Annotated in this window: 17 protein-coding genes and 1 pseudogene; 16 read left to right on the forward strand and 2 right to left on the reverse strand. The window is 40.4% G+C overall.

Features of this window, described 5'->3' with window-relative positions; translation table 11 throughout:
• The first annotated feature begins 157 nt into the window (after positions 1-157).
• The 12 genes from hybO to yedF all read left to right on the forward strand — a co-directional run bounded on the left by hybO (position 158) and on the right by yedF (position 11,440).
• A complete protein-coding gene (gene hybO / locus AACU95_RS04430; protein WP_004245185.1) occupies positions 158-1,282 on the forward strand; it encodes a hydrogenase 2 small subunit in 1,125 nt (374 codons plus the stop codon).
• Positions 1,279-2,292 (forward strand): hydrogenase 2 operon protein HybA, encoded by a 1,014-nt coding sequence (hybA, locus tag AACU95_RS04435; protein ID WP_004245184.1) that lies wholly within the window; start codon positions 1,279-1,281, stop codon positions 2,290-2,292. Before hybO ends, hybA begins: the two co-directional genes overlap by 4 nt.
• Positions 2,279-3,460 carry a Ni/Fe-hydrogenase cytochrome b subunit gene (hybB, locus tag AACU95_RS04440; protein WP_004245183.1) on the forward strand — a complete coding sequence of 394 codons (1,182 nt, stop codon included), beginning with the start codon at positions 2,279-2,281 and terminating at the stop codon, positions 3,458-3,460. Before hybA ends, hybB begins: the two co-directional genes overlap by 14 nt.
• Positions 3,457-5,160 (forward strand): hydrogenase 2 large subunit, encoded by a 1,704-nt coding sequence (gene hybC, locus AACU95_RS04445; protein WP_004248989.1) that lies wholly within the window; start codon positions 3,457-3,459, stop codon positions 5,158-5,160. The genes hybB and hybC overlap by 4 nt, the downstream gene beginning before the upstream one ends.
• The gene (locus tag AACU95_RS04450; protein ID WP_004245181.1) at positions 5,160-5,648 is read left to right on the forward strand and encodes a HyaD/HybD family hydrogenase maturation endopeptidase; all 489 of its coding nucleotides are present in this window, start codon (positions 5,160-5,162) and stop codon (positions 5,646-5,648) included. Before hybC ends, AACU95_RS04450 begins: the two co-directional genes overlap by 1 nt.
• A complete protein-coding gene (hybE, locus tag AACU95_RS04455; RefSeq protein ID WP_004245180.1) occupies positions 5,645-6,139 on the forward strand; it encodes a hydrogenase-2 assembly chaperone in 495 nt (164 codons plus the stop codon). The genes AACU95_RS04450 and hybE overlap by 4 nt, the downstream gene beginning before the upstream one ends.
• 61 nt (positions 6,140-6,200) lie before the next feature.
• Positions 6,201-7,385: a hydrogenase nickel incorporation protein HypB gene (gene hypB, locus AACU95_RS04460; protein WP_004245179.1), complete on the forward strand. Its 1,185-nt coding sequence runs from the start codon at positions 6,201-6,203 to the stop codon at positions 7,383-7,385.
• Complete coding sequence (hybG, locus tag AACU95_RS04465; protein ID WP_004245178.1) at positions 7,376-7,642, forward strand: hydrogenase maturation factor HybG; 267 nt, start codon at positions 7,376-7,378, stop codon at positions 7,640-7,642. Before hypB ends, hybG begins: the two co-directional genes overlap by 10 nt.
• Positions 7,629-8,765 (forward strand): hydrogenase formation protein HypD, encoded by a 1,137-nt coding sequence (gene hypD, locus AACU95_RS04470; protein WP_004248992.1) that lies wholly within the window; start codon positions 7,629-7,631, stop codon positions 8,763-8,765. Before hybG ends, hypD begins: the two co-directional genes overlap by 14 nt.
• Positions 8,762-9,781: a hydrogenase expression/formation protein HypE gene (gene hypE, locus AACU95_RS04475; protein ID WP_004245176.1), complete on the forward strand. Its 1,020-nt coding sequence runs from the start codon at positions 8,762-8,764 to the stop codon at positions 9,779-9,781. Before hypD ends, hypE begins: the two co-directional genes overlap by 4 nt.
• Before the next feature lie 193 nt (positions 9,782-9,974).
• Positions 9,975-11,201, forward strand: coding sequence for a selenium metabolism membrane protein YedE/FdhT (gene yedE, locus AACU95_RS04480; protein ID WP_004245174.1), 1,227 nt, complete (start codon positions 9,975-9,977; stop codon positions 11,199-11,201).
• Positions 11,198-11,440 (forward strand): sulfurtransferase-like selenium metabolism protein YedF, encoded by a 243-nt coding sequence (yedF, locus tag AACU95_RS04485; RefSeq protein ID WP_004245173.1) that lies wholly within the window; start codon positions 11,198-11,200, stop codon positions 11,438-11,440. Before yedE ends, yedF begins: the two co-directional genes overlap by 4 nt.
• 82 nt (positions 11,441-11,522) lie before the next feature.
• Here the strand turns inward: yedF and rdgC are convergent, their stop codons facing one another.
• Positions 11,523-12,431 (reverse strand): recombination-associated protein RdgC, encoded by a 909-nt coding sequence (rdgC, locus tag AACU95_RS04490; protein WP_141192107.1) that lies wholly within the window; start codon positions 12,429-12,431, stop codon positions 11,523-11,525.
• Positions 12,432-13,763: 1,332 nt separating this feature from the next.
• Here rdgC and AACU95_RS04495 point away from each other — a divergent pair.
• The 4 genes from AACU95_RS04495 (at position 13,764) to AACU95_RS04510 (ending at position 19,484) form a co-directional block, all read left to right on the forward strand.
• The gene (locus AACU95_RS04495; RefSeq protein WP_223302909.1) at positions 13,764-14,942 is read left to right on the forward strand and encodes a porin; all 1,179 of its coding nucleotides are present in this window, start codon (positions 13,764-13,766) and stop codon (positions 14,940-14,942) included.
• Between the two features lie 86 nt (positions 14,943-15,028).
• Positions 15,029-16,984 carry a bifunctional 2',3'-cyclic-nucleotide 2'-phosphodiesterase/3'-nucleotidase gene (locus AACU95_RS04500; RefSeq protein WP_004248998.1) on the forward strand — a complete coding sequence of 652 codons (1,956 nt, stop codon included), beginning with the start codon at positions 15,029-15,031 and terminating at the stop codon, positions 16,982-16,984.
• Positions 16,985-17,066: 82 nt separating this feature from the next.
• Complete coding sequence (locus AACU95_RS04505) at positions 17,067-17,843, forward strand: ribonuclease T2 family protein (RefSeq protein ID WP_004245169.1); 777 nt, start codon at positions 17,067-17,069, stop codon at positions 17,841-17,843.
• 18 nt (positions 17,844-17,861) lie between these two features.
• Positions 17,862-19,484: a bifunctional metallophosphatase/5'-nucleotidase gene (locus AACU95_RS04510; protein ID WP_004245168.1), complete on the forward strand. Its 1,623-nt coding sequence runs from the start codon at positions 17,862-17,864 to the stop codon at positions 19,482-19,484.
• Between the two features lie 108 nt (positions 19,485-19,592).
• Here the strand turns inward: AACU95_RS04510 and tnpA are convergent.
• Positions 19,593-19,966: pseudogene (tnpA, locus tag AACU95_RS04515) on the reverse strand (IS200/IS605 family transposase); the annotation flags it as partial.

Genomic DNA, 19,966 nt, shown 5'->3' on the forward strand with positions numbered 1-19,966 from the left:
CATTAAATAGCTGAAACGTTTTTTCTCGCATAAAAGAATAATTTATTTTTTAATGAATTATCGCTTGATAATGATCAAGTCATTATTGTGTCGGAGTGTTAAAAAGGCGGTGTTTTAAAATTATTCCAATTAAAAATCATCATATCAGGAGAGATATATGGCCTTGGGGAATAATGTTTTTTCCCAACATGGTATTAACCGACGCGATTTTATGAAATTGTGCGCAGCGTTATCAGCTACCATGGGATTAAGCGGCAAAGCAGCCGCGCAAATGTCACAAGCAATGACATCACCTGAACGTCCACCTGTTATTTGGATTGGTGCTCAAGAGTGTACAGGTTGTACTGAATCTTTATTACGTGCGACTCACCCAACACTTGAAAACCTTGTTCTGGATGTTATCGCACTTGAATATCATGAAGTGCTCTCTTCCGCTTTTGGTTATCAAGCAGAAGAAAACAAACATAATGCGATGGAGAAATACAAAGGTAAATACGTCCTTGTTGTCGACGGTTCTATCCCTGACAAAGATGGCGGTATTTACTGTATGGTGGCAGGCAAACCTATTCTTGAGCATATCAAAGAAGCCGCTGAAGGTGCGGCGGCAATTATTGCTATCGGTTCTTGTTCTGCATGGGGTGGTGTGCCAGCTTCTGGAGGTAACCCTACAGGCGCTAAATCACTGGAAGCTATTTTACCGGGTAAAACAGTTATCAATATTCCAGGGTGTCCACCAAACCCACATAACTTCTTAGCTACAGTTGCACATATTATTACCTTTAATTCATTACCTAAGTTAGATAGCAAAAATAGACCGCTATTTGCATATGAGCGTCTAATACATGAAAACTGTGAACGCCGTCCTCATTTTGATGCGGGTCGTTTTGCTAAAGAATTTGGTGATGAAGGACACCGCCAAGGCTGGTGCTTATACCATTTAGGTTGTAAAGGACCTGAAACTTACGGTAACTGCCCAACATTAGAGTTTTGCGATATTGGTGGAGGAATTTGGCCTGTTGGTATTGGTCACCCTTGCTATGGCTGTAATGAAGAGGGTGTCGGATTTACGAAAGGTATTTTCCAACTTGCGAATGTTTATCAGCCAACACCAAAAGCACAAGTACCCGATGTTAACGCCAAAGAAGGTGGTGGTGTTTCTTATGGTGCAGCAGGCTTATTAGGTGCAGTTGTTGGTGCTGTTGCTGGGGTAAGTGTGATGGCTGTGCGTCAATTAGGCCGTGACAAAAATACCACAGGAGCCTCACAGGAGGATAAACGGTGAATAGGCGTCATTTCTTTAAGCTGGCATCAGGTGGGGTTCTCCTTGCGGGAATGGCACCCACTGCGAGTCATGCTGCGGCGCAGAACCGTCCTCCAATTCCTGGGGCTCTCGGTATGCTCTATGACTCTACACTCTGTGTAGGCTGTCAAGCATGTGTGACAAAATGTCAGGAAATTAATCATCCGGAACCCATGGAGCGTGGTGATACTTATGCTAATGGTGATCCGATCTGGTCAAACAATGACAAACTAAGTCCTTACACAAATAACATTATTCAAATTTGGCGTGATGGAACAGGTGAAAATAAAGATCAACTGGAAAACGGTTATGCCTTTATTAAGAAACAATGTATGCATTGCGTTGATGCTAACTGTGTTTCTGTGTGTCCTGTTTCAGCGTTAACCAAAGATCCGAAAACCGGTATTGTGCATTATCATGCAGATATCTGTACAGGTTGTCGTTACTGTATGGTGGGTTGTCCTTATAACATTCCTAAATACGATTATGATGATCCCTTCGGTAAGCTTTATAAATGTGAACTATGTAACCAAAAAGGGGTAGAGCGCTTAGATAAAGGCTTATTACCCGGCTGTGTTGAGGTTTGTCCAACAGGTGCTGTGATTTTTGGTACTCGTGAAGAGTTGCTTGAAGAAGCAAAACGCCGGTTAGCGAAAAAAGCGGGTGAAGAATATCACTATCCACGCCAAACCATTAATGGTGGCGATACTTATCTACATAAGATCCCAGAATATCAAGATCATATCTATGGTGAGTTTGAAGGTGGTGGTACGCAGGTGATGGTACTTTCCGCGGTGCCTTTTGAAAACCTAGGTATGCCAGAAGTGGCTCCATTATCAACGGGTGCGCGTTCTGAACATATTCAACATACGCTGTATAAAGGTATGGTTTTACCAATAGCAGCGCTTGCGGGCATTACTTATTTGGTTAACCGTAATAGTAAAAAACAAGAGCAGGAACACCATAAGGAGGATAACGATGTCGAGTCATGATCCTCGTCCACTTGGCGGTAAGTTATTTACTTTAGCTGTTAGAGTGTTTTTACCGCTTGCTGTGCTTGGTTTTATTCTTATTGGTAAGCGTTTGGTATTGGGTCTTGGGGATGTTTCCGATCTAAATGGCGGTTATCCTTGGGGTATTTGGATAGCCTTTGACTTACTTATCGGAACAGGCTTTGCGTGTGGTGGTTGGGCACTGGCATGGGCTGTTTATGTTTGTAATAAAGGTGAATTTCATCCCTTAGTACGTCCTGCATTATTAGCGAGCTTGTTCGGCTATTCGTTAGGTGGATTATCCATTGCAATCGATATTGGTCGTTACTGGAACATGCCTCACTTCTTTATGCCTCAATACTTTAACGTTAACTCCGTATTGTTTGAAACAGCAACTTGTATGACCATCTACATTATGGTGATGGCATTAGAGTTTTTACCTGCACTACTGGAACGTTTAGGTTGGAAAGTTTCGTTAAGACGCCTTAATAAAGCGATGTTCTTTATTATTGGTCTAGGCGCCTTATTGCCAACCATGCACCAATCCTCCATGGGATCATTAATGATTTCGGCAGGTTGGAAGGTGCATCCTCTGTGGCAATCTTATGAAATGCTACCGCTGTTCTCTTTATTAACCGCTTTTATCCTCGGTTTCACTATCGTTATTTTTGAAGGTTCTTTATTAAAAGCGAGCCGTACTATTAATGACGATGAAACACCGCTATTTACCAAGTTAACTAAAATCATAGAAGTACTTCTGATCACCTTCTTGGTATTACGTTGGGGTGAAGTGATTTGGAACGGTAAGCTGAGTTATATCGCTAAAGGGGATATGTTCTCTTGGTTATTCCTTGCAGAAAGTGCCTTGTTGTTTATTCCTCTGGTATTGATGCACCTGAAAAATAATCGTCGTAGCCCAAGAATGTTATTTGTCTGCGCATTATTTATGTTAGTGGGTGCGGCAATGTGGCGTATGAACTATTCATTAGTCGCTTATAACCCAGGCAACGGCTATCACTATTTCCCAACTGCAAGTGAGTTGTTGATTTCTATTGGCTTCGTTGCATTCGAAGTTACTGCTTACATTCTTATTATCCGTTTACTGCCGGTACTACCAGCACAAACAGAGTCAAATATACAATTAAAAAAGGCTGAGGTTAAATCATGAGCCAACGCATTACTATTGATCCTATTACCCGTATTGAAGGGCATTTACGCGTCGACTGTGAAATCGATAACGGAAAAGTCGTTAAAGCTTGGTCTTCCGGTACTATGTGGCGTGGAATGGAGGAGATCCTAAAAGGAAGCGATCCTCGTGATGCATGGATTATTGTGCAACGCATTTGTGGTGTTTGTACAACGGTTCACGCAATAGCCTCAGTACGTGCTGTAGAAGATGCCTTAGGGATGGATATTCCGGTTAATGCTCAGTATATCCGTAACTTAATTCTGGCTTCTCACATTATTCATGACCATATCGTCCATTTCTATCAGTTGTCTGCGATGGATTGGGTTGATATTACGGCAGCATTACAGGCAGATCCTGAAAAAGCCTCAGCGATGCTTAAAGGGGTTTCTCAATGGCAATTGAACTCTGCTGAAGAGTTCAGAAAAGTGCAGAAGAAAATTCAAGATTTGGTTGATAGCGGTCAGTTAGGTATTTTCGCTAATGGTTACTGGGGTCACTCAGCCATGAAATTACCTCCTGAAGTGAACTTGATTGCGGTAGCCCACTATCTACAAGCATTGGAATGCCAGCGCGATGCAAACCGCATTGTGGCCGTGTTAGGGGGTAAAACACCGCATATTCAAAACTTAGCAGTGGGCGGTGTTGCTAACCCAATTAACCTTGATGCACCGAATGTTCTCAATTTAGAACGTTTAATGTATGTAAAACACTTTATTGATAACTTGGGTGATTTTATTGAACAAGTTTATAAAGTGGATACTGCTATTTTTGCTGCTTATTATCCAGAGTGGTTAAAAATCGGTAAAGGGGCTAATTACTACTTATCTGTGCCTGAATTGCCTATTAATGGCAATAATACTGAGTTTTTACTCTCAGGTGGCTATATGGAAGGCGTTGATTTTTCTACTTATCGTCCAATTAAAGATTGGAAAGATCAAAACCTGAAAGACGGCATTGAAGAGAGTGGTAAACACGCATGGTATGAAGATGATGAACCATTAAAACCATGGGAAGGTTTAACTCGTCCTAAATACACCGGTTGGGATGAAAATAATAAATACTCATGGGTTAAGTCACCCACATTTTACGGCAAACCTGTAGAAGTAGGTACTTTAGCATGGTTAGTGTGTGGTTTAGCGGGTAAACATGAAGGCACAGTAAAACACTATAACGAAGTTAATCAGATCTACACCAAATTAACCGGTCAAACCTTGGTGACAGAGCAGTTAGAGTCAACTTGGGGACGCATTATTGGTCGTACTGTTCATGCTTGTGTATTACAAGATTCGCTTAACTTCTTATGGCAATCACTGGTTGATAATATTGGCCGTGGAGATACTGCTTCCTTTATTAAACCTGAGTTTGAGCCGGGTAAAGAGTATCGTGGCGTCGGTTTTGAAGAGGCTTCGCGCGGTATGCTATCTCACTGGATAGTCTTTAAAGATGGCAAAATCACAAACTATCAGGCAGTTGTTCCTTCAACATGGAATGCGGGTCCTCGTAACTTTAATGATGAACCGGGTCCTTATGAGTTATCACTAGTGGGAACGCCAGTGGCTGATCCTAACAAACCTCTGGAAGTGGTAAGAACCATTCACTCTTTCGACCCATGTATGGCTTGTGCTGTGCATATGGTTGATTTAACAGGTAAAGAATTAAGTAAGGTGAAGGTATTGTAATGCGTACACTTGTCTTAGGTATTGGTAATTTATTACTAAGCGATGAAGGCATTGGTGTTCGTATCGTAGAAGCGCTCGAAGAGCGCTTCTCTTTACCGGAGAACGTCGATGTTATTGATGGTGGCACATCAGGCATGGAAATTTTGCAAGATATTGCTGCAAGAGATTTATTGATTGTTGCTGATGCAGTAAGAAGCCAGCACGAGCCGGGCAGTATCTTTGTATTACATGATGATGATGTACCTGCATTATTTACCCAGAAAATTTCACCGCATCAACTCGGGCTATCGGATGTATTAATGGCCTTACGTATGACTGATGAATTTCCTCGCAAACTGATTTTAGTGGGTATTGAACCTGCTTCATTAGCGCCAAGTATGTCATTGTCAGATATTGGTCAGCAATCGATGGAAATAGCACTTGAACAAGTGGTTAATATTTTGCGTGAACATGGGATCACCGTAACCCCTAAAGAGGTAACAGCATGAGTGAATTAAATTGGGATATCACGGGATACGATGAACCACCTATTGAATTACTTGAAAGCAGTTTTCGAGAGATTGCCAAAAAAGAGATGCAAGCATTGCCTTTTTATAGAGAAAATATTCCCGTAAAAGCGGGAGGATTTACTTTATTTGAAAAGCAATGGATTGGAACAATTTTAACGCCTTGGATGCTAGAGCTTATTGTGTTGCCCGGGCCATCACAAGAGTGGCCAAGACGTAAAATTGGTGAGCGTATCGCCTTAGCGCTTCCTTGTGGTCAGGTTAAATTTGTCGTTGGTGAACTTGCTAATGGTGCTCAATATCTGGCTTGTTCATTAATGTCGCCACTTGATCGCCATTTACAAGGTGAGCAAGCGGTTGAGTTGGCAGAAAACAGTGCAAAAATGGCTCTTTCTCTTCCTGTTCAGACACAATCCGTCACAGAAGTTGATTTAAGTCGGCGTTCCCTGTTTCGTGGTCAGTTAAGATCATAATGTAGAACGTTTACGCGACACCGAGTCAAATTCTTCTTATTGAATAGTCAGGAGTCAGAATATGTGTAGCACTTGCGGTTGTGGTGAAGGTAATGTCAGCATTGAAGGCGTAGCGCCTCATTCACACGATCACCACCATCACTCTCACGACCATGATCATCACGACCATGGCCATCACCATCACGGTCATCACCATCATCATGGGCATGATCATCATCATGAACACAATGCTACTCCAGCGAATACTGTTCATAAATATATTGATAAGTCTGAGCAAAAGCATAAGCACAATTACGAAACTCATGGTCAGCCTATCATTATTCATCATCACCATTACCATAATAGTGGCGATGTTCATCTCCATTTTTATCATGATGCACAGCAAAATGAAGCCCAAGTGTTCCATGAGCATCATCATGGGCATGACGATCATCATGCACATTCTCATGAACATACTCATAGCCATGAACATGAACATAGCCATGATCACGAACATAGCCATGAACACGAAGAACAATTTAGTCCAGTTATTGATAATGACAACATGCATTATGGGCAAGGGGAAGCTGGTACTCATGCTCCCGGAATTAGCCAAAAACGAATGTTAAAAATTGAGATGGATGTACTGGATAAAAATAATCGAATTGCCGTTCATAATCGTGAACATTTTGCCCAGCAAAATGTATTGGCGCTGAATTTAGTTTCAAGTCCCGGCTCCGGTAAAACAACGTTGCTAACTCAAACGTTAAAACAGCTAACGCAACGTGTACCTTGTGCGGTGATTGAAGGTGATCAGCAAACGACGAATGATGCTGATCGTATTCGTGAAACCGGGGTTGCTGCTATTCAAGTCAATACGGGTAAAGGTTGTCACCTTGATGCACAAATGGTGCATGATGCTACCCATCAATTAGGTTTAAAAGACAACAGTATTCTCTTTATTGAAAATGTTGGCAATCTGGTTTGCCCTGCCAGTTTTGATCTGGGTGAAAAACATAAAGTGGCTATCCTTTCGGTAACGGAAGGGGAAGATAAACCATTAAAATATCCGCATATGTTTGCCGCTGCAGATCTGATGATTATCAATAAAATTGATTTAGTGCCACATCTTAATATTGATGTGCAAGCGTGCATTGAATCAGCGCGTCGCGTCAATCCTAATATTGAGATCATTGCATTATCTGCGACAACTGGCGAAGGTATGGAAGAGTGGTTAGCTTGGTTGGAGAGCCGTTTATGTGCTTAGGTGTTCCTGCCAAGATAGTTGAGGTGGGCGATGACGTCCACCAACTCGCTTATGCTGAAGTCAGTGGCGTAAAACGTGCCGTCAATATCTCTATGGTTTGTGAGGGTGACCCGTCAGAGTTATTAGATAAGTGGGTGCTTATTCATGTTGGATTTGCCATGAGTATTCTTGATGAACAAGAAGCTCAAGATACTCTGGATGCATTACAACATGTATATGGTGTTACCCTTGAAGAGGCTGATGATGCAATACGTTGATGAATTTCGTGATCCCGAATTAGCCAAAGCATTATTAGCTCAAATACGTGAAACTATTTCACAATGGCCCCATCCCATCACTCGCCCATTACAGATTATGGAAGTGTGTGGCGGACATACGCATGCCATTTTTAAATTTGGTCTCGACCGCTTATTACCACAAGAGATTGAGTTTGTTCATGGTCCCGGTTGCCCGGTATGTGTGTTACCTATGGGGCGCATTGATGCTTGCTTAGAAATTGCAGCCCGTCCAGAAGTCATTTTCTGTACTTTCGGTGATGCGATGCGGGTGCCCGGTCGTCATGGTTCAATGCTTGATGCCCGCCGTCGTGGTAGTGATATCCGTATTGTTTACTCACCGCTTGATTCATTAAAAATTGCGCAAGATAACCCTGATAAACAAGTGGTATTTTTTGGCTTAGGTTTTGAAACTACCATGCCAAGTACGGCGATGACGCTGCAACAAGCGAAATTACGTGGACTGAAAAATTTTTCGCTATTTTGTCAGCACATTACTATCGTACCGACTTTACGTTGCTTATTAGAGCAAGAAGATGTACGTATTGATGGTTTTATTGCCCCCGGTCATGTCAGTATGGTGATTGGCTGCACGCCTTATCAACCTTTATGTGATGAATTTGAAAAACCATTTGTGGTGACAGGTTTTGAACCGTTGGATTTATTACAAGCTATACTGATGGTAGTAAAACAGCTTAAAGCAAAAGCTGAGAATGCAGATTATGTTTTAAGTATTGAAAATCAATATAGCCGTATTGTCCCTAATGAAGGCAATAAACTTGCGCAAAAAGCATTGAAAGATGTTTTTATGCTAAAAGAGAGCAGTGAATGGCGTGGACTTGGGGAGATCCCTATGTCTGGTATTCAACTAACACCCGCTTACGCTGAGTTTGACGCTGAACGACGTTTTACACCAGCACCACAACAAGTGGCTGATAATCCACAATCACGCTGTGGCGATGTATTAACCGGACGATGCAAACCTTCTGATTGCCCATTATTTGGTAAAAGTTGTACACCAGAAACGGCATTAGGTGCCTTAATGGTGTCATCAGAAGGTGCATGTGCGGCTTATTATCAGTATCGCCGTGAAGGTAATATATGAAACAACCTGATGAAATCACCTTAGCTCAAGGAAATGGTGGGCAAGGTATGCAACAACTTATCGAAGGGCTATTTTTGAAAGCATTCGATAATCCATTATTGAATGAAAAAGAAGATCAGGCTCGTATTGCATTAGCCGATCTCACAGCACAGGGCGATCGTCTGGCATTTAGTACCGACAGTTATGTGATTGATCCGATCATTTTCCCAGGTGGAAATATTGGTAAATTATCTGTTTGCGGAACCGCGAACGATCTTTCTGTAGGTGGGGCTGTACCTCGCTATCTCTCTTGTGGTTTTATTTTAGAAGAGGGACTTGCTTTTGAAACGCTAGAAACATTGGTGATGGCGATGGCAAAAGCCGCACAACAAGCAGGTATTCAGATTGTAACGGGGGATACCAAAGTGGTTCCTCGTGGTGCTGCGGATAAGATCTTCATTAATACTGCGGGTATTGGGGTGATCCCAAGTAAAATTGATTGGGCAGCGAGTCACATTAAAGCCGGTGATAAGATCATCGTCAGCGGTACAATAGGCGATCATGGTGCCACTATCTTAAATTTACGTGAAAATTTAGGATTGGAAGCTGATCTGCAAAGTGACTGTGCCGTGCTTGAACCAATGATCGCGCCTTTACGTCAAATTGACGGTATTCGTGCATTACGTGATGCAACTCGTGGTGGCGTGACCGCTATTTTACATGAGTTTTCTCAAGCCTGTGGCTGTGGCATGAATGTATATGAAAACAAACTGCCAATGAAACAGTCTGTACGTGGTGTGTGTGAATTATTAGGGCTGGAAGCACTCAATTTTGCTAACGAAGGTAAAATTGTATTAGTCGTGTCACCGCAAGCAGAAAAACAAGTTCTTGAGGCTTTGCATCAACATACTTTAGGTCAAGATGCTTGTACCATTGGTGAAGTAACTGAAGAGCGTTATATTCGTTTAACGGGAATTTTTGGCACAAGTCGTATTTTAGATCTCCCTTATAACGAGCCATTACCCCGTATTTGTTAATTAAATCAAATCACTCAACTGATCTTTTAAATACTCATAAGTTATTTCTCTGTTACAGAAGTTTGTTATAACGCAAACTTCTGTCATTTATCTTAATTCTGATCCTTTGATAAAAATATTTTTGGAGTAACATGTTCGACCAATCCTACTGCGTGGAGAGGGTCTCTCGTGGGGGTAAGTTCTAGGGAAAAACATGTCTTGGTCAGAATTTAAATCTCAATACCTGATCCGTTTCTGGAAGCCTCTTCCGGCGGTTATTGCAGCAGGTATCTTATCTACTTACTACTTTGGTTTAACCGGCACTTTCTGGGCAGTTACTGGTGAGTTTACTCGCTGGGGCGGTCATGTGATGCAATGGTTTGGTGCGCATCCAGAAGAATGGGGTTACTTTAAAATCATTGGTCTTGAAGGGACACCACTCACTCGTATTGATGGGGTAATGATTATTGGGATGTTTGGTGGTTGTATTATGGCAGCACTTTGGGCCAATAATGTCAAACTTCGTCATCCTCAGCATAAAGTGCGTATTCTTCAGGCCGTTTTGGGCGGTATTATTGCCGGATTTGGTGCACGTTTAGCCATGGGGTGTAACCTCGCGGCATTCTTTACCGGTATTCCTCAATTTTCATTGCATGCTTGGTTCTTTGCTGTTGCTACTGCTATTGGCTCTTATTTTGGTGCCAAACTTTCATTAATGCCACTATTTCGTATACCGGTAAAACTGCAAAAAGTCAGTAAAGCATCACCTATTACGCAAGATAAACAACGTGCAAAACGTCGCTTTCGATTGGGGATGGTTATCTTTTTTGCCATGATCGCATGGTCATTAATCATTCTATTTGATTCACCCAAACTCGGCTTTGCTATGCTGGGGGGAATTGGCTTTGGGATCTTAATTGAACGTGCGCAAATCTGTTTTACTTCCGCATTTCGTGACTTATGGATAACCGGTAGAACGCATATGGCGAAAGCGATTATTATCGGTATGGCGGTAAGTGCAGTGGGTATTTTTAGCTATGTACAATTAGGTGCTGCACCGAAAATTATGTGGGCCGGTCCTAATGCAGTTATTGGTGGTTTGTTGTTTGGTTTTGGTATCGTGCTTGCTGGTGGTTGTGAAACAGGCTGGATGTATCGTGCAGTTGAAGGGCAGATCCACTTTTGGTGGGTAGGTTTAGGTAACGTGATTGGTTCAACAATACTGGCGTACTATTGGGATGATTTTTCTGCGGTACTGGCTACCGACTACGATAAAATCAACCTATTAGATACCTTTGGTCCAGTTGGTGGATTAGCCATCACCTACCTGCTACTTGGTCTCTCTTTTATATTACTACTTTGGTGGGAAAAACATTTCTTCCGCAAAAGAGCGCAACAAGCGCAAGCGCTTTCAACACAAATTAATAAGGAAATCGCATGAACGAGAAAAAAACCATAGTGCCAGATTATCGTCTTGATATGGTCGGTGAGCCTTGTCCTTATCCTGCGGTGGCAACATTAGAAGCGATGCCGTCACTGAAAAAAGGTGAGATCCTTGAAGTGGTGAGCGATTGTCCTCAGTCTATTAATAATATTCCCTTAGATGCGAAAAACTACGGTTATACCGTATTAGATATTCAGCAAGATGGGCCGACAATACGCTATTTAATTCAAAAATAGCGGCGGAATAATTGATAAAAAAACAGCCTGATCATAGCGTGAGATAGGCTGTTTTTTTGTACTATGATATCGGGTGATAAAATTACTCGGCTTCACCACCAAGTACTTCGATAACCCTTTCAATTAGCGCGCTTAGTTCACCTGTCATTAAGACAAAATCGGCATCAAAACGCTGGGCAAAATCGGCTTTATCAATATCATCGTTTTGCTCACGCAAGGTATCACTAAATTTAATGCGCTTGATAGAGCCATCATCACAAAGCATGAATTGCAGGCGATCTTCCCAATCAAGAGAAAGCTTGGTGACAAACTTACCGGCTTCAATATGAGTGGCAATTTCATCAGAGACAAGCTCTTGTTTCTTACAACGTATCACGCCACCTTCTTCTAATACCGCTTTAAGCTCGGCTTCATCCATTAATGTAAAACCAGCAGGGAGTTCACCGGAACGAACCCATTGTGTCATTTTTGATTCGACAGACTCATTAAAATTGAGTGGAACCACGGGTAGCGAACCTAATGTTTTACGCAATAAGGCTAAATTATCTTCGGCACGTTTTGCACTACCTGAATCAACAATCACTAATTGTTTATCTAAATCTAACCAAATAAAGGTTTGTGAGAATTTGCTAAATGCGCGAGGAAGTAACGTGTGGACAACTTCATCTTTTAATGTCGCTTTTTCGGTTTTCTTTAATTTACGACCTTGTTCACCCTCTAACTTTTCAACTTTATCTTGTAGCGCTTGCTTAATGACGGTGGCGGGGAGGATCTTATCTTCTTTCCGTACGCACATCATGACTTGTTTACCTGCAACATGGATAAGTGCTTCGCCACGATCACCCATAGGTGAAACCCAACCCGTTTTGGTCATATCTTGGCTACTACAAGGGGTGAATGCTAATGAAGCCAGCTGTTGTTCTAACTCATCCATTGACAGCGCTATCTCTTTATTTAAGCGATAGACCAAAATATTTTTAAACCACAGCATCTGACATTCCCCTTAATCATGATTAACAGCAATATGATACTGAATGTTAGCAGTATCTAAAAGGTAATATCCTTTAAAAGAAATTTATTATCGGCTCACAGTATAAAAACAGTGTTCAAGCTGAATCGAATAATTAGTAAAATTACTTTATGAAAATGAGTTTTATTCTTATTTGTTGCTAATTAACTTATCGTTTTACGGGAGAGATAATCTAAATCTCAAGGATTGTCGTAATGTGATAATTATCACGTAGTTGGGTTTTTATCCTATTTTTGAACGCTTTCTTTGCAACACTTTCAGATTTATCTCTGCATTAATTTACAAAAGAAAATTTATCTTGACGATTGGATGTGATTTTTATCACAGTTTTAAGAAAAAGTAACAGGTTGTTTTTCATGGTAACGATGGTGATCTAAATCACAAATATAAATATTTTTTTGCGGAAAATTGACAAAAACGCATAAATAGCCTTTTTATGTTAACTATGGTTATAGTTTAGCTTTAGTTATGATTAATAGAATCCGTCGTTCATAAACAAACATTGATTAGAGATTGTAATTAAACCTTACTCTTGTCCTATCTTGGTTGATATTTTTAGTTAATTATCCTTATAAAGTGTGTAGGTCATTCATTACTGCGAGTTAAATTGTAGTTAAATTTATTTTTAAGCTTATTTAAATAACAAGTAAATATAAAAATAGAAAATTATAGAATTGAGATAATAATATTTAAATCTTTAGGGTTATTTATTTAGTGGTTAAAAATAATACGTCCTTTTAAATATATTAAATAGCAAGGTAAATTTTTTTATTAGCAAAAACATTAGCTATGTAACAAAATGAAATATAAAAGAAAAATTAAAAAATGGTATTTTGAAAAAGTTGATTAAGTTCAAAAAATACGTATCTTTAAGCTTAATTGTGAAGCTCATCACTCAGGTATGTAACCATGAAAATATACTTTGATGTAATTGTGGGCTATATCACGAAAGTTAGGCTTTTTTTTGAGTAACATGCCAGCGAAAATTCAATGCTCTACTCGATTTGTGGATAGAAATAAAAGCAATGCCCTTATTTAAATAGTAATGAGGACATTATTTTTGTGTCTTATTGGTGAATATCTCTGTGTCAAGGAAATTAAAGCCTGTAAGAAAATTAAGTAGAGTAATAATAGCAGTTATAAAAATGAACGGTTGTAAAAGCGATTTTCTTGTTTGAGATCCGTGGCGGCGGCTCTTTGAACTGAAATCAGGGTTAATCATAGACGGCGGTATTATTTTTAACCTTAGAAAGAAAATCATAAAACTATAGAAAATAGATGGGTATTTTAATCATGAAAAGCTTAAAGCCTTTAGCAGCGCTGGTAGGTTTATTGGTTCTGTCGGGATCTGCAAACGCAGTAAATGTGTACAACGATAAAGGTACACGTTTTGATGTTAACGGTCAGTTCCGTTTAAAAACGCAAGTGACAAGTAAAGATCATGAAATGCGTATGCGTGATGATGGTAGCCGTATCGGTTTCTTTGGTTCCCATGAACTGACTAACGATATTAAAGTGTTTGGTAAGTTAGAGTGGGGTTCAGATACTCAAAAAACCAACAGTGATAACAAATACACTAACTTTGAGCTGTACAACCGCGTTGGCTATGTCGGTTTTTCTCATCGTGATTATGGGCAAATCCAATTTGGTCGTACTTATATCCCAATTGACTGGGTGAAAAAATCAAGCTACGGCTATGGTAATACAGGGGTATTTTACTTTAGTGATGTATTAAGTCGCTCTGTCGGTAGCCAAAGTAATGGTGTTGGTAAAAACAACTTTATGACCCGTTTACCACAAACTATCTTTATTGAAACAAACCGTTATGAAGGCTTTAAATTAGCAGCAACTTTAACGGGTAAAGATGGTAAAGATGAGAAAGATGGCAAACCAGGCGATCGTAAACAAGGCGATATTCGTCACGCTTACTCTATTGTTGGTTTCTATAAATCAACCTTTGGTTTAGAGTTTGATGGTGGCTATTCATCAGCAACTGGTGAACAAAACTTTTACGATGGTCCTAATAAAGGTAAGCAACCAGAGAACAGTATCTTAGCATTCGGTGCTGAATACTTTTTCCCAGGTCGCGAATTCTCTATCGGTATCGACTATGGACAATCTCGTGGCAAAAACTCAAGCAACGTAATTGCACAAGGAGAGGCACCAACAAGCTCATATTCAGTTAAAGGCGATTGGAAAGCGAATTTATATGGTGTTGGTGTGAAATGGCACTGGGATCGTATCGAAAGTGGTATGTATGCGGGTTATTACCTGCGTGATGGCGATGCTAACACTTTCAACTACAAAAAAGAAACCTATACTGTGGGTGTAGATAAACGTTTTGCGGTATCTAAATACAACAACTTACGTTTATTCGCTGAAATGGCATATGATGATGCTCGTAGCGAAAACCCAGCCTATGAAGATAAAAAACAATATATCTTTGAAACTGGTATGCGTCTGTACTTCTAGTTTTATCAAAGCAAGTATTGTTTGACAGAAGTAATAAAAGGAGAGCAACTGTGCTCTCCTGTTAACCAATATATAAGGGGTGTGTAATGGTTAAGAATGTGTTGAAAATCTCAACATTAGCAATGTTGGTCGCATTCAATGTGAATGCTGCGACAGTCGATCTCCGTATTATGGAGACTTCGGATGTTCACAGTAACTTAATCGACTTTGACTACTTCAAAGACAAACCAACAGAACAGTTTGGTTATGTTCGTACGGCAAATTTAATTAAAGCCGCGAAAGCTGAAGCAACCAATGCGATTTTAGTGGATAACGGTGACTTGATCCAAGGTAGTCCACTGGCTGACTATCAAGCAGCTAAAGGCTTAGAGAAAGGGGAAGCTCATCCAGCGCACCAGTTAATGAATACCATGGGGTATACCGTAGGTAACTTTGGTAATCATGAATTTAACTATGGTTTAGATTACCTGAAAAAAGCCATTGCGGGCGCTGAATTCCCATATATCAATGCCAATATCATGGATGCGAAAACAGGCAAAAACTATTTCACACCTTATATCATTGTTGATACACCAGTAAAAGATCGTGATGGCAAAGAGCACACTATCAAGATTGGTTATATCGGCTTTGTACCACCACAGATTTTAATCTGGGATAAAGCCAATCTGGATGGAAAAGTCGTTGTCAATGATATTACAGAAACAGCGAAAAAATTCGTTCCTCAAATGAAAAAAGAGGGTGCGGATCTGATTGTGGCTATCCCTCACTCTGGTTTCTCTTCTGAACCTTATAAAGCTATGGCTGAAAACTCAGTCTATTATCTGAGTGAAGTTGATGGCATTAACGCTATTATGTTTGGTCATGCTCACGGCGTATTCCCAAGTAAAGAATTTGAAGGCATTAAAGGTGTTGATGTTGCTAAAGGCACTGTAAATGGTGTTCCAGCAGTAATGCCAGGCCAATGGGGTGATCACTTAGGTGTTGTCGATATGGTTATCAATAACGACAGCGGCAAATGGGTGATGACCCAAGCAACAGGTGAAGCGCGTCCTATCTTTGATAAAGCAAACAAAAAAGCATTAGTTGAACGTGATGCCGAGTTAGCGCAAATCATTGAAAAAGCACACCAAGGTACTCGTGATTTCGTCGGAAAACATATTGGTAAAGCGTCAGCTAATATGTATAGCTTCTTAGCTTTAGTACAAAGTGATCCAACGGTACAAATCGTTAACGATGCACAGGTTGATTATACTAAACACTTTATTCAAGGTGATCCGAACTTAGACGGCCTGCCAGTATTAGGTGCAGCAGCACCATTTAAAGCCGGCGGACGTAAAAATGCACCTGCAGACTTCGTTGAAGTAGAAAAGGGTGACTTAACATTCCGTAACGCAGCAGACTTATATCTGTATCCAAATACATTAGTGGTTGTAAAAGCAACCGGTGCAGATGTTGTTGAGTGGTTAGAATGTTCAGCGGGTATGTGGAACCAAGTTGATCCTAATTCAACTAAACCACAATACTTAATCAACTGGGATGGTTTCCGTACTTATAACTTCGACACTATCAGTGGCGTAGAATATAAAGTTGATTTAACTCAGCCTGCTAAATATGACGTTGATTGCCAAGTTGTCAATAAAGATGCAAACCGTATCAAAAATGTCACTTACCAAGGCAAACCTATCGATCCTAAAGCAACTTTCTTAATTGCAACCAATAACTATCGTGGATACGGTGGTAAATTTGCGGGTACAGGTGAAAGCAATATCGCCTTTGCATCACCAGATGAAAACCGTGCAATCTTAGCTTCTTATATTGCTAAGCAAACGAAAGAAAATGGCGAAGTTGCAACAAAAGCTGCGAATAATTGGTCTTTCTTACCGATCAAGACAGATAAACAATTAGATGTTCGCTTTGAAACTTCACCAAGTGAAAAAGCCGCTAACTTTATTAAAGATTTTGCTCAGTATCCAATGACCTTTGTGGAAAATGACGATATCGGTTTTGCAATTTACAAAATCGACCTAACTGAGAAGAAATAATCTTATAGACCTGTCCATTCGGGCAGGTCGTTCTCATGTTTTGGCGTGAAAGAGTGCAGTTATTGCTCTTTAAGGGGATTTTATGCGCTTTATAAAGCTATTACCTGCTATTTTAGCTGTTATTTTAGCGGGTTGTGTGACACAAGCACCTGAAGTTAAACAACCATTAAAACCGCAAGCAAAATTAGTTGAAGGCGTATCTTGTATTTTACCTGATGCACCTACTGCCAATTATGACTATATTGCGACAAATGATCGTTATGGTCAAAATAGTAAAGCATCAACAGATTACTTTAAATTAGCCATTAATTACTCACCGGCTTTTTGTGATTATAAAAAAAATAATATTAAGCGTTTAAATAACGATAACGAAAAAGAGCGTGCTAAACGCGAATTCGATAAATTTGAAATCCAGTGTTTCTCAGATAATAAATTTGGCTGGATTGTTCATGGGCTATGGGCTGAAACCTGCGATGGTAAATCATGGGATGAATGCCGTGACTGGAAAGACATACGCAAGCATCCTCGTTTATGTAAAGGGGATTTACCACCATTAGAATACTCAGCGATTAAACCTTACTTATGTTCATCACCGGGTATCGATTTATTGCAAGGTGAATGGGAAAAACATGGCGTTTGTGCCTTTGATACGCCAGAAGCATTCTTTGGTCAGCAACAAGCGTTATTTGACGCATTAGTGTTACCAGAAGGCCGCCCTTCAAATAGTGAATTGATTAAGTTCTTAAAAGAAAATAATCCATCATTGAAGGATAAAGAAATTCAAATTAATCGAGATGAATTCTATATTTGTTATAGCAAAGATTTCGAAGTGATTGATTGTCCGAAACGTGAATATTGATCTAGGGATAAAACTTAAATGAACCATAAATATAAACTCGTAGCCCTTGCAGTAAGCTCCGTCTTATTAGCAGGTTGTGCTAAAAATTATGACGAAGCGAACGTCGTTGATGTCCGTGTGATTGCACTCAATGACTTCCATGGTGCATTAAAAGCACCAGGTCCAAACAAGCCTGGTGGTATTGAGCATATGGCTACGCTGGTCAAAGAGCTGAAAAAAGATAACCCAAATAATATTGTGGTAGCTGCCGGTGATATGGTTGGTGCTAGCCCACTGTTATCTTCAATGTTCCATGATGAGCCAACTATTGAAGCGCTGTCATTAGCAGGTTTAGAAGCAACTTCAGTGGGTAACCACGAATTTGATAAAGGTATGGGTGAGTTACTGCGTAAGCAAAACGGTGGTTGCCATCCAGTTACAGGTTGTCAAGGTCCTACTGAATTTAAAGGTGCTGATTTCCAATATTTAGCGGCTAACGTGACTGTTAACGAAACAGGTAAAACGTTATTCCCTGAATATGTGATTAAAGAGTTCAATGGTATTCCGGTTGCCTTTATTGGTTTAACTTTAGAAGGTACTGCGGCTATCGTGACACCAAAAGGAACTGAAGGTTTAAGCTTCCACAATGAAGCAAAAACAATCAACGCATTAGTGCCTAAGTTACAAGCTCAAGGTGTACAGGCGATTGGTGTTCTGATCCACGAAGGTGCTGCACAGCGCCGTGATGGTGGTCCAGTAAATATCAACGCATGTAATGGTATTACAGGTAAAGTACTTGGTGTGGTTGAACAATTAGATCCAGCGGTTGACTTTGTTGTAACGGGTCATACTCACCAAGCTTATAACTGTACTATTAACGGTAGATCAGTGACTTCTGCACAATCTAATGGCGCCATGTTAACGCGTATCGACCTGAAATTAGATAAAACAACGAAAGATGTTGTTGATGTAGAAGCGCGTAATATTTGGGTTGATAACCGCAAATATGAAAAAGATCCTGCAGTCACTAAACTGTTAGAAGCTTACGAGAAAATTGCTACACCATTAGCGAACCGTATTATTGGTAAACTAGAAGGTAACTTAACCAAGCAAACTAACGATGCGGGCGAATCGGGTCTAGGTCAAGTTATTGCTGATGCCCATTTATATACGGCAAAACCAAAAGATATGGGTGGCGCACAAATCGCCTTAATGAACAGTGGCGGTATTCGTGCTGATATGACGGGGGGTGATGTTTCTTATAACGCTATTTATACCGTACAACCATTCTCTAATGTACTGTTAACACAAACATTAACGGGTGAGCAGATCAAACGCTTATTAGAGCAACAGTGGGATCGTTCACGTCCACAAGTATTAGCGGTATCGGGTAATTTCCAATATACATGGGACAGCAAAGCACCTGTTGGACAACGTGTGATTGTTGAATCAATGCGTATTGATGGTAAGCCTGTGGATATGAAAGCGAATTACCGTGTAGTTGCAAATGAATACTTAGCAACAGGTGGTAGTAACTTCTCTGTACTGAAAGAAGGTAAAGATCCGGTTTACAGCGTGCCAGATGTTGATGCAGTAGTGAAATACTTTGCTGAGCAGTCACCTATTGCTCAACCAAAAGCGAACAACATTACTCGTAAATAACATATTTTCATACGCCTTGTGAAAATAGCACCTCTTACGAGAGGTGCGTAACTAAATAAAGAGAGCAAAGTGTTGAACACAAAGGGTCCATCCCTACCTTTGTATTCATTACGCACTTTGCTCTTTTTTTATCCAAAGCACCGTAAAACCCCGTCCTTCAGGTCGGGGATATAAGGCGCGGTTTTTTAACTAACGAGGTGTTTCCTGTTGCTCAATGTACTGGCGGATAATGGATATTGGTGCGCCACCACAACTCCCCGCGAAATAACTCGGCGACCAAAGAACCCCCTTGTAGTAATCACGTTGGGCAATATCAGGACGATCACGTCGAAGTAATCGACTCGATACCCCTTTAAGGCTGTTAACCAGATTAGATATCGCCAGTTTTGGCGGGTAATTAATCAGTAAATGAACGTGATCCCGTTCCCCATCCATTTCAACCAGTTCAACATCAAAATCAGCACAAACACTGGCAAAGTAGC

The organism is Proteus sp. G4415, from assembly GCF_963896075.1.
In the GTDB taxonomy this organism is placed as follows: domain Bacteria; phylum Pseudomonadota; class Gammaproteobacteria; order Enterobacterales; family Enterobacteriaceae; genus Proteus; species Proteus mirabilis.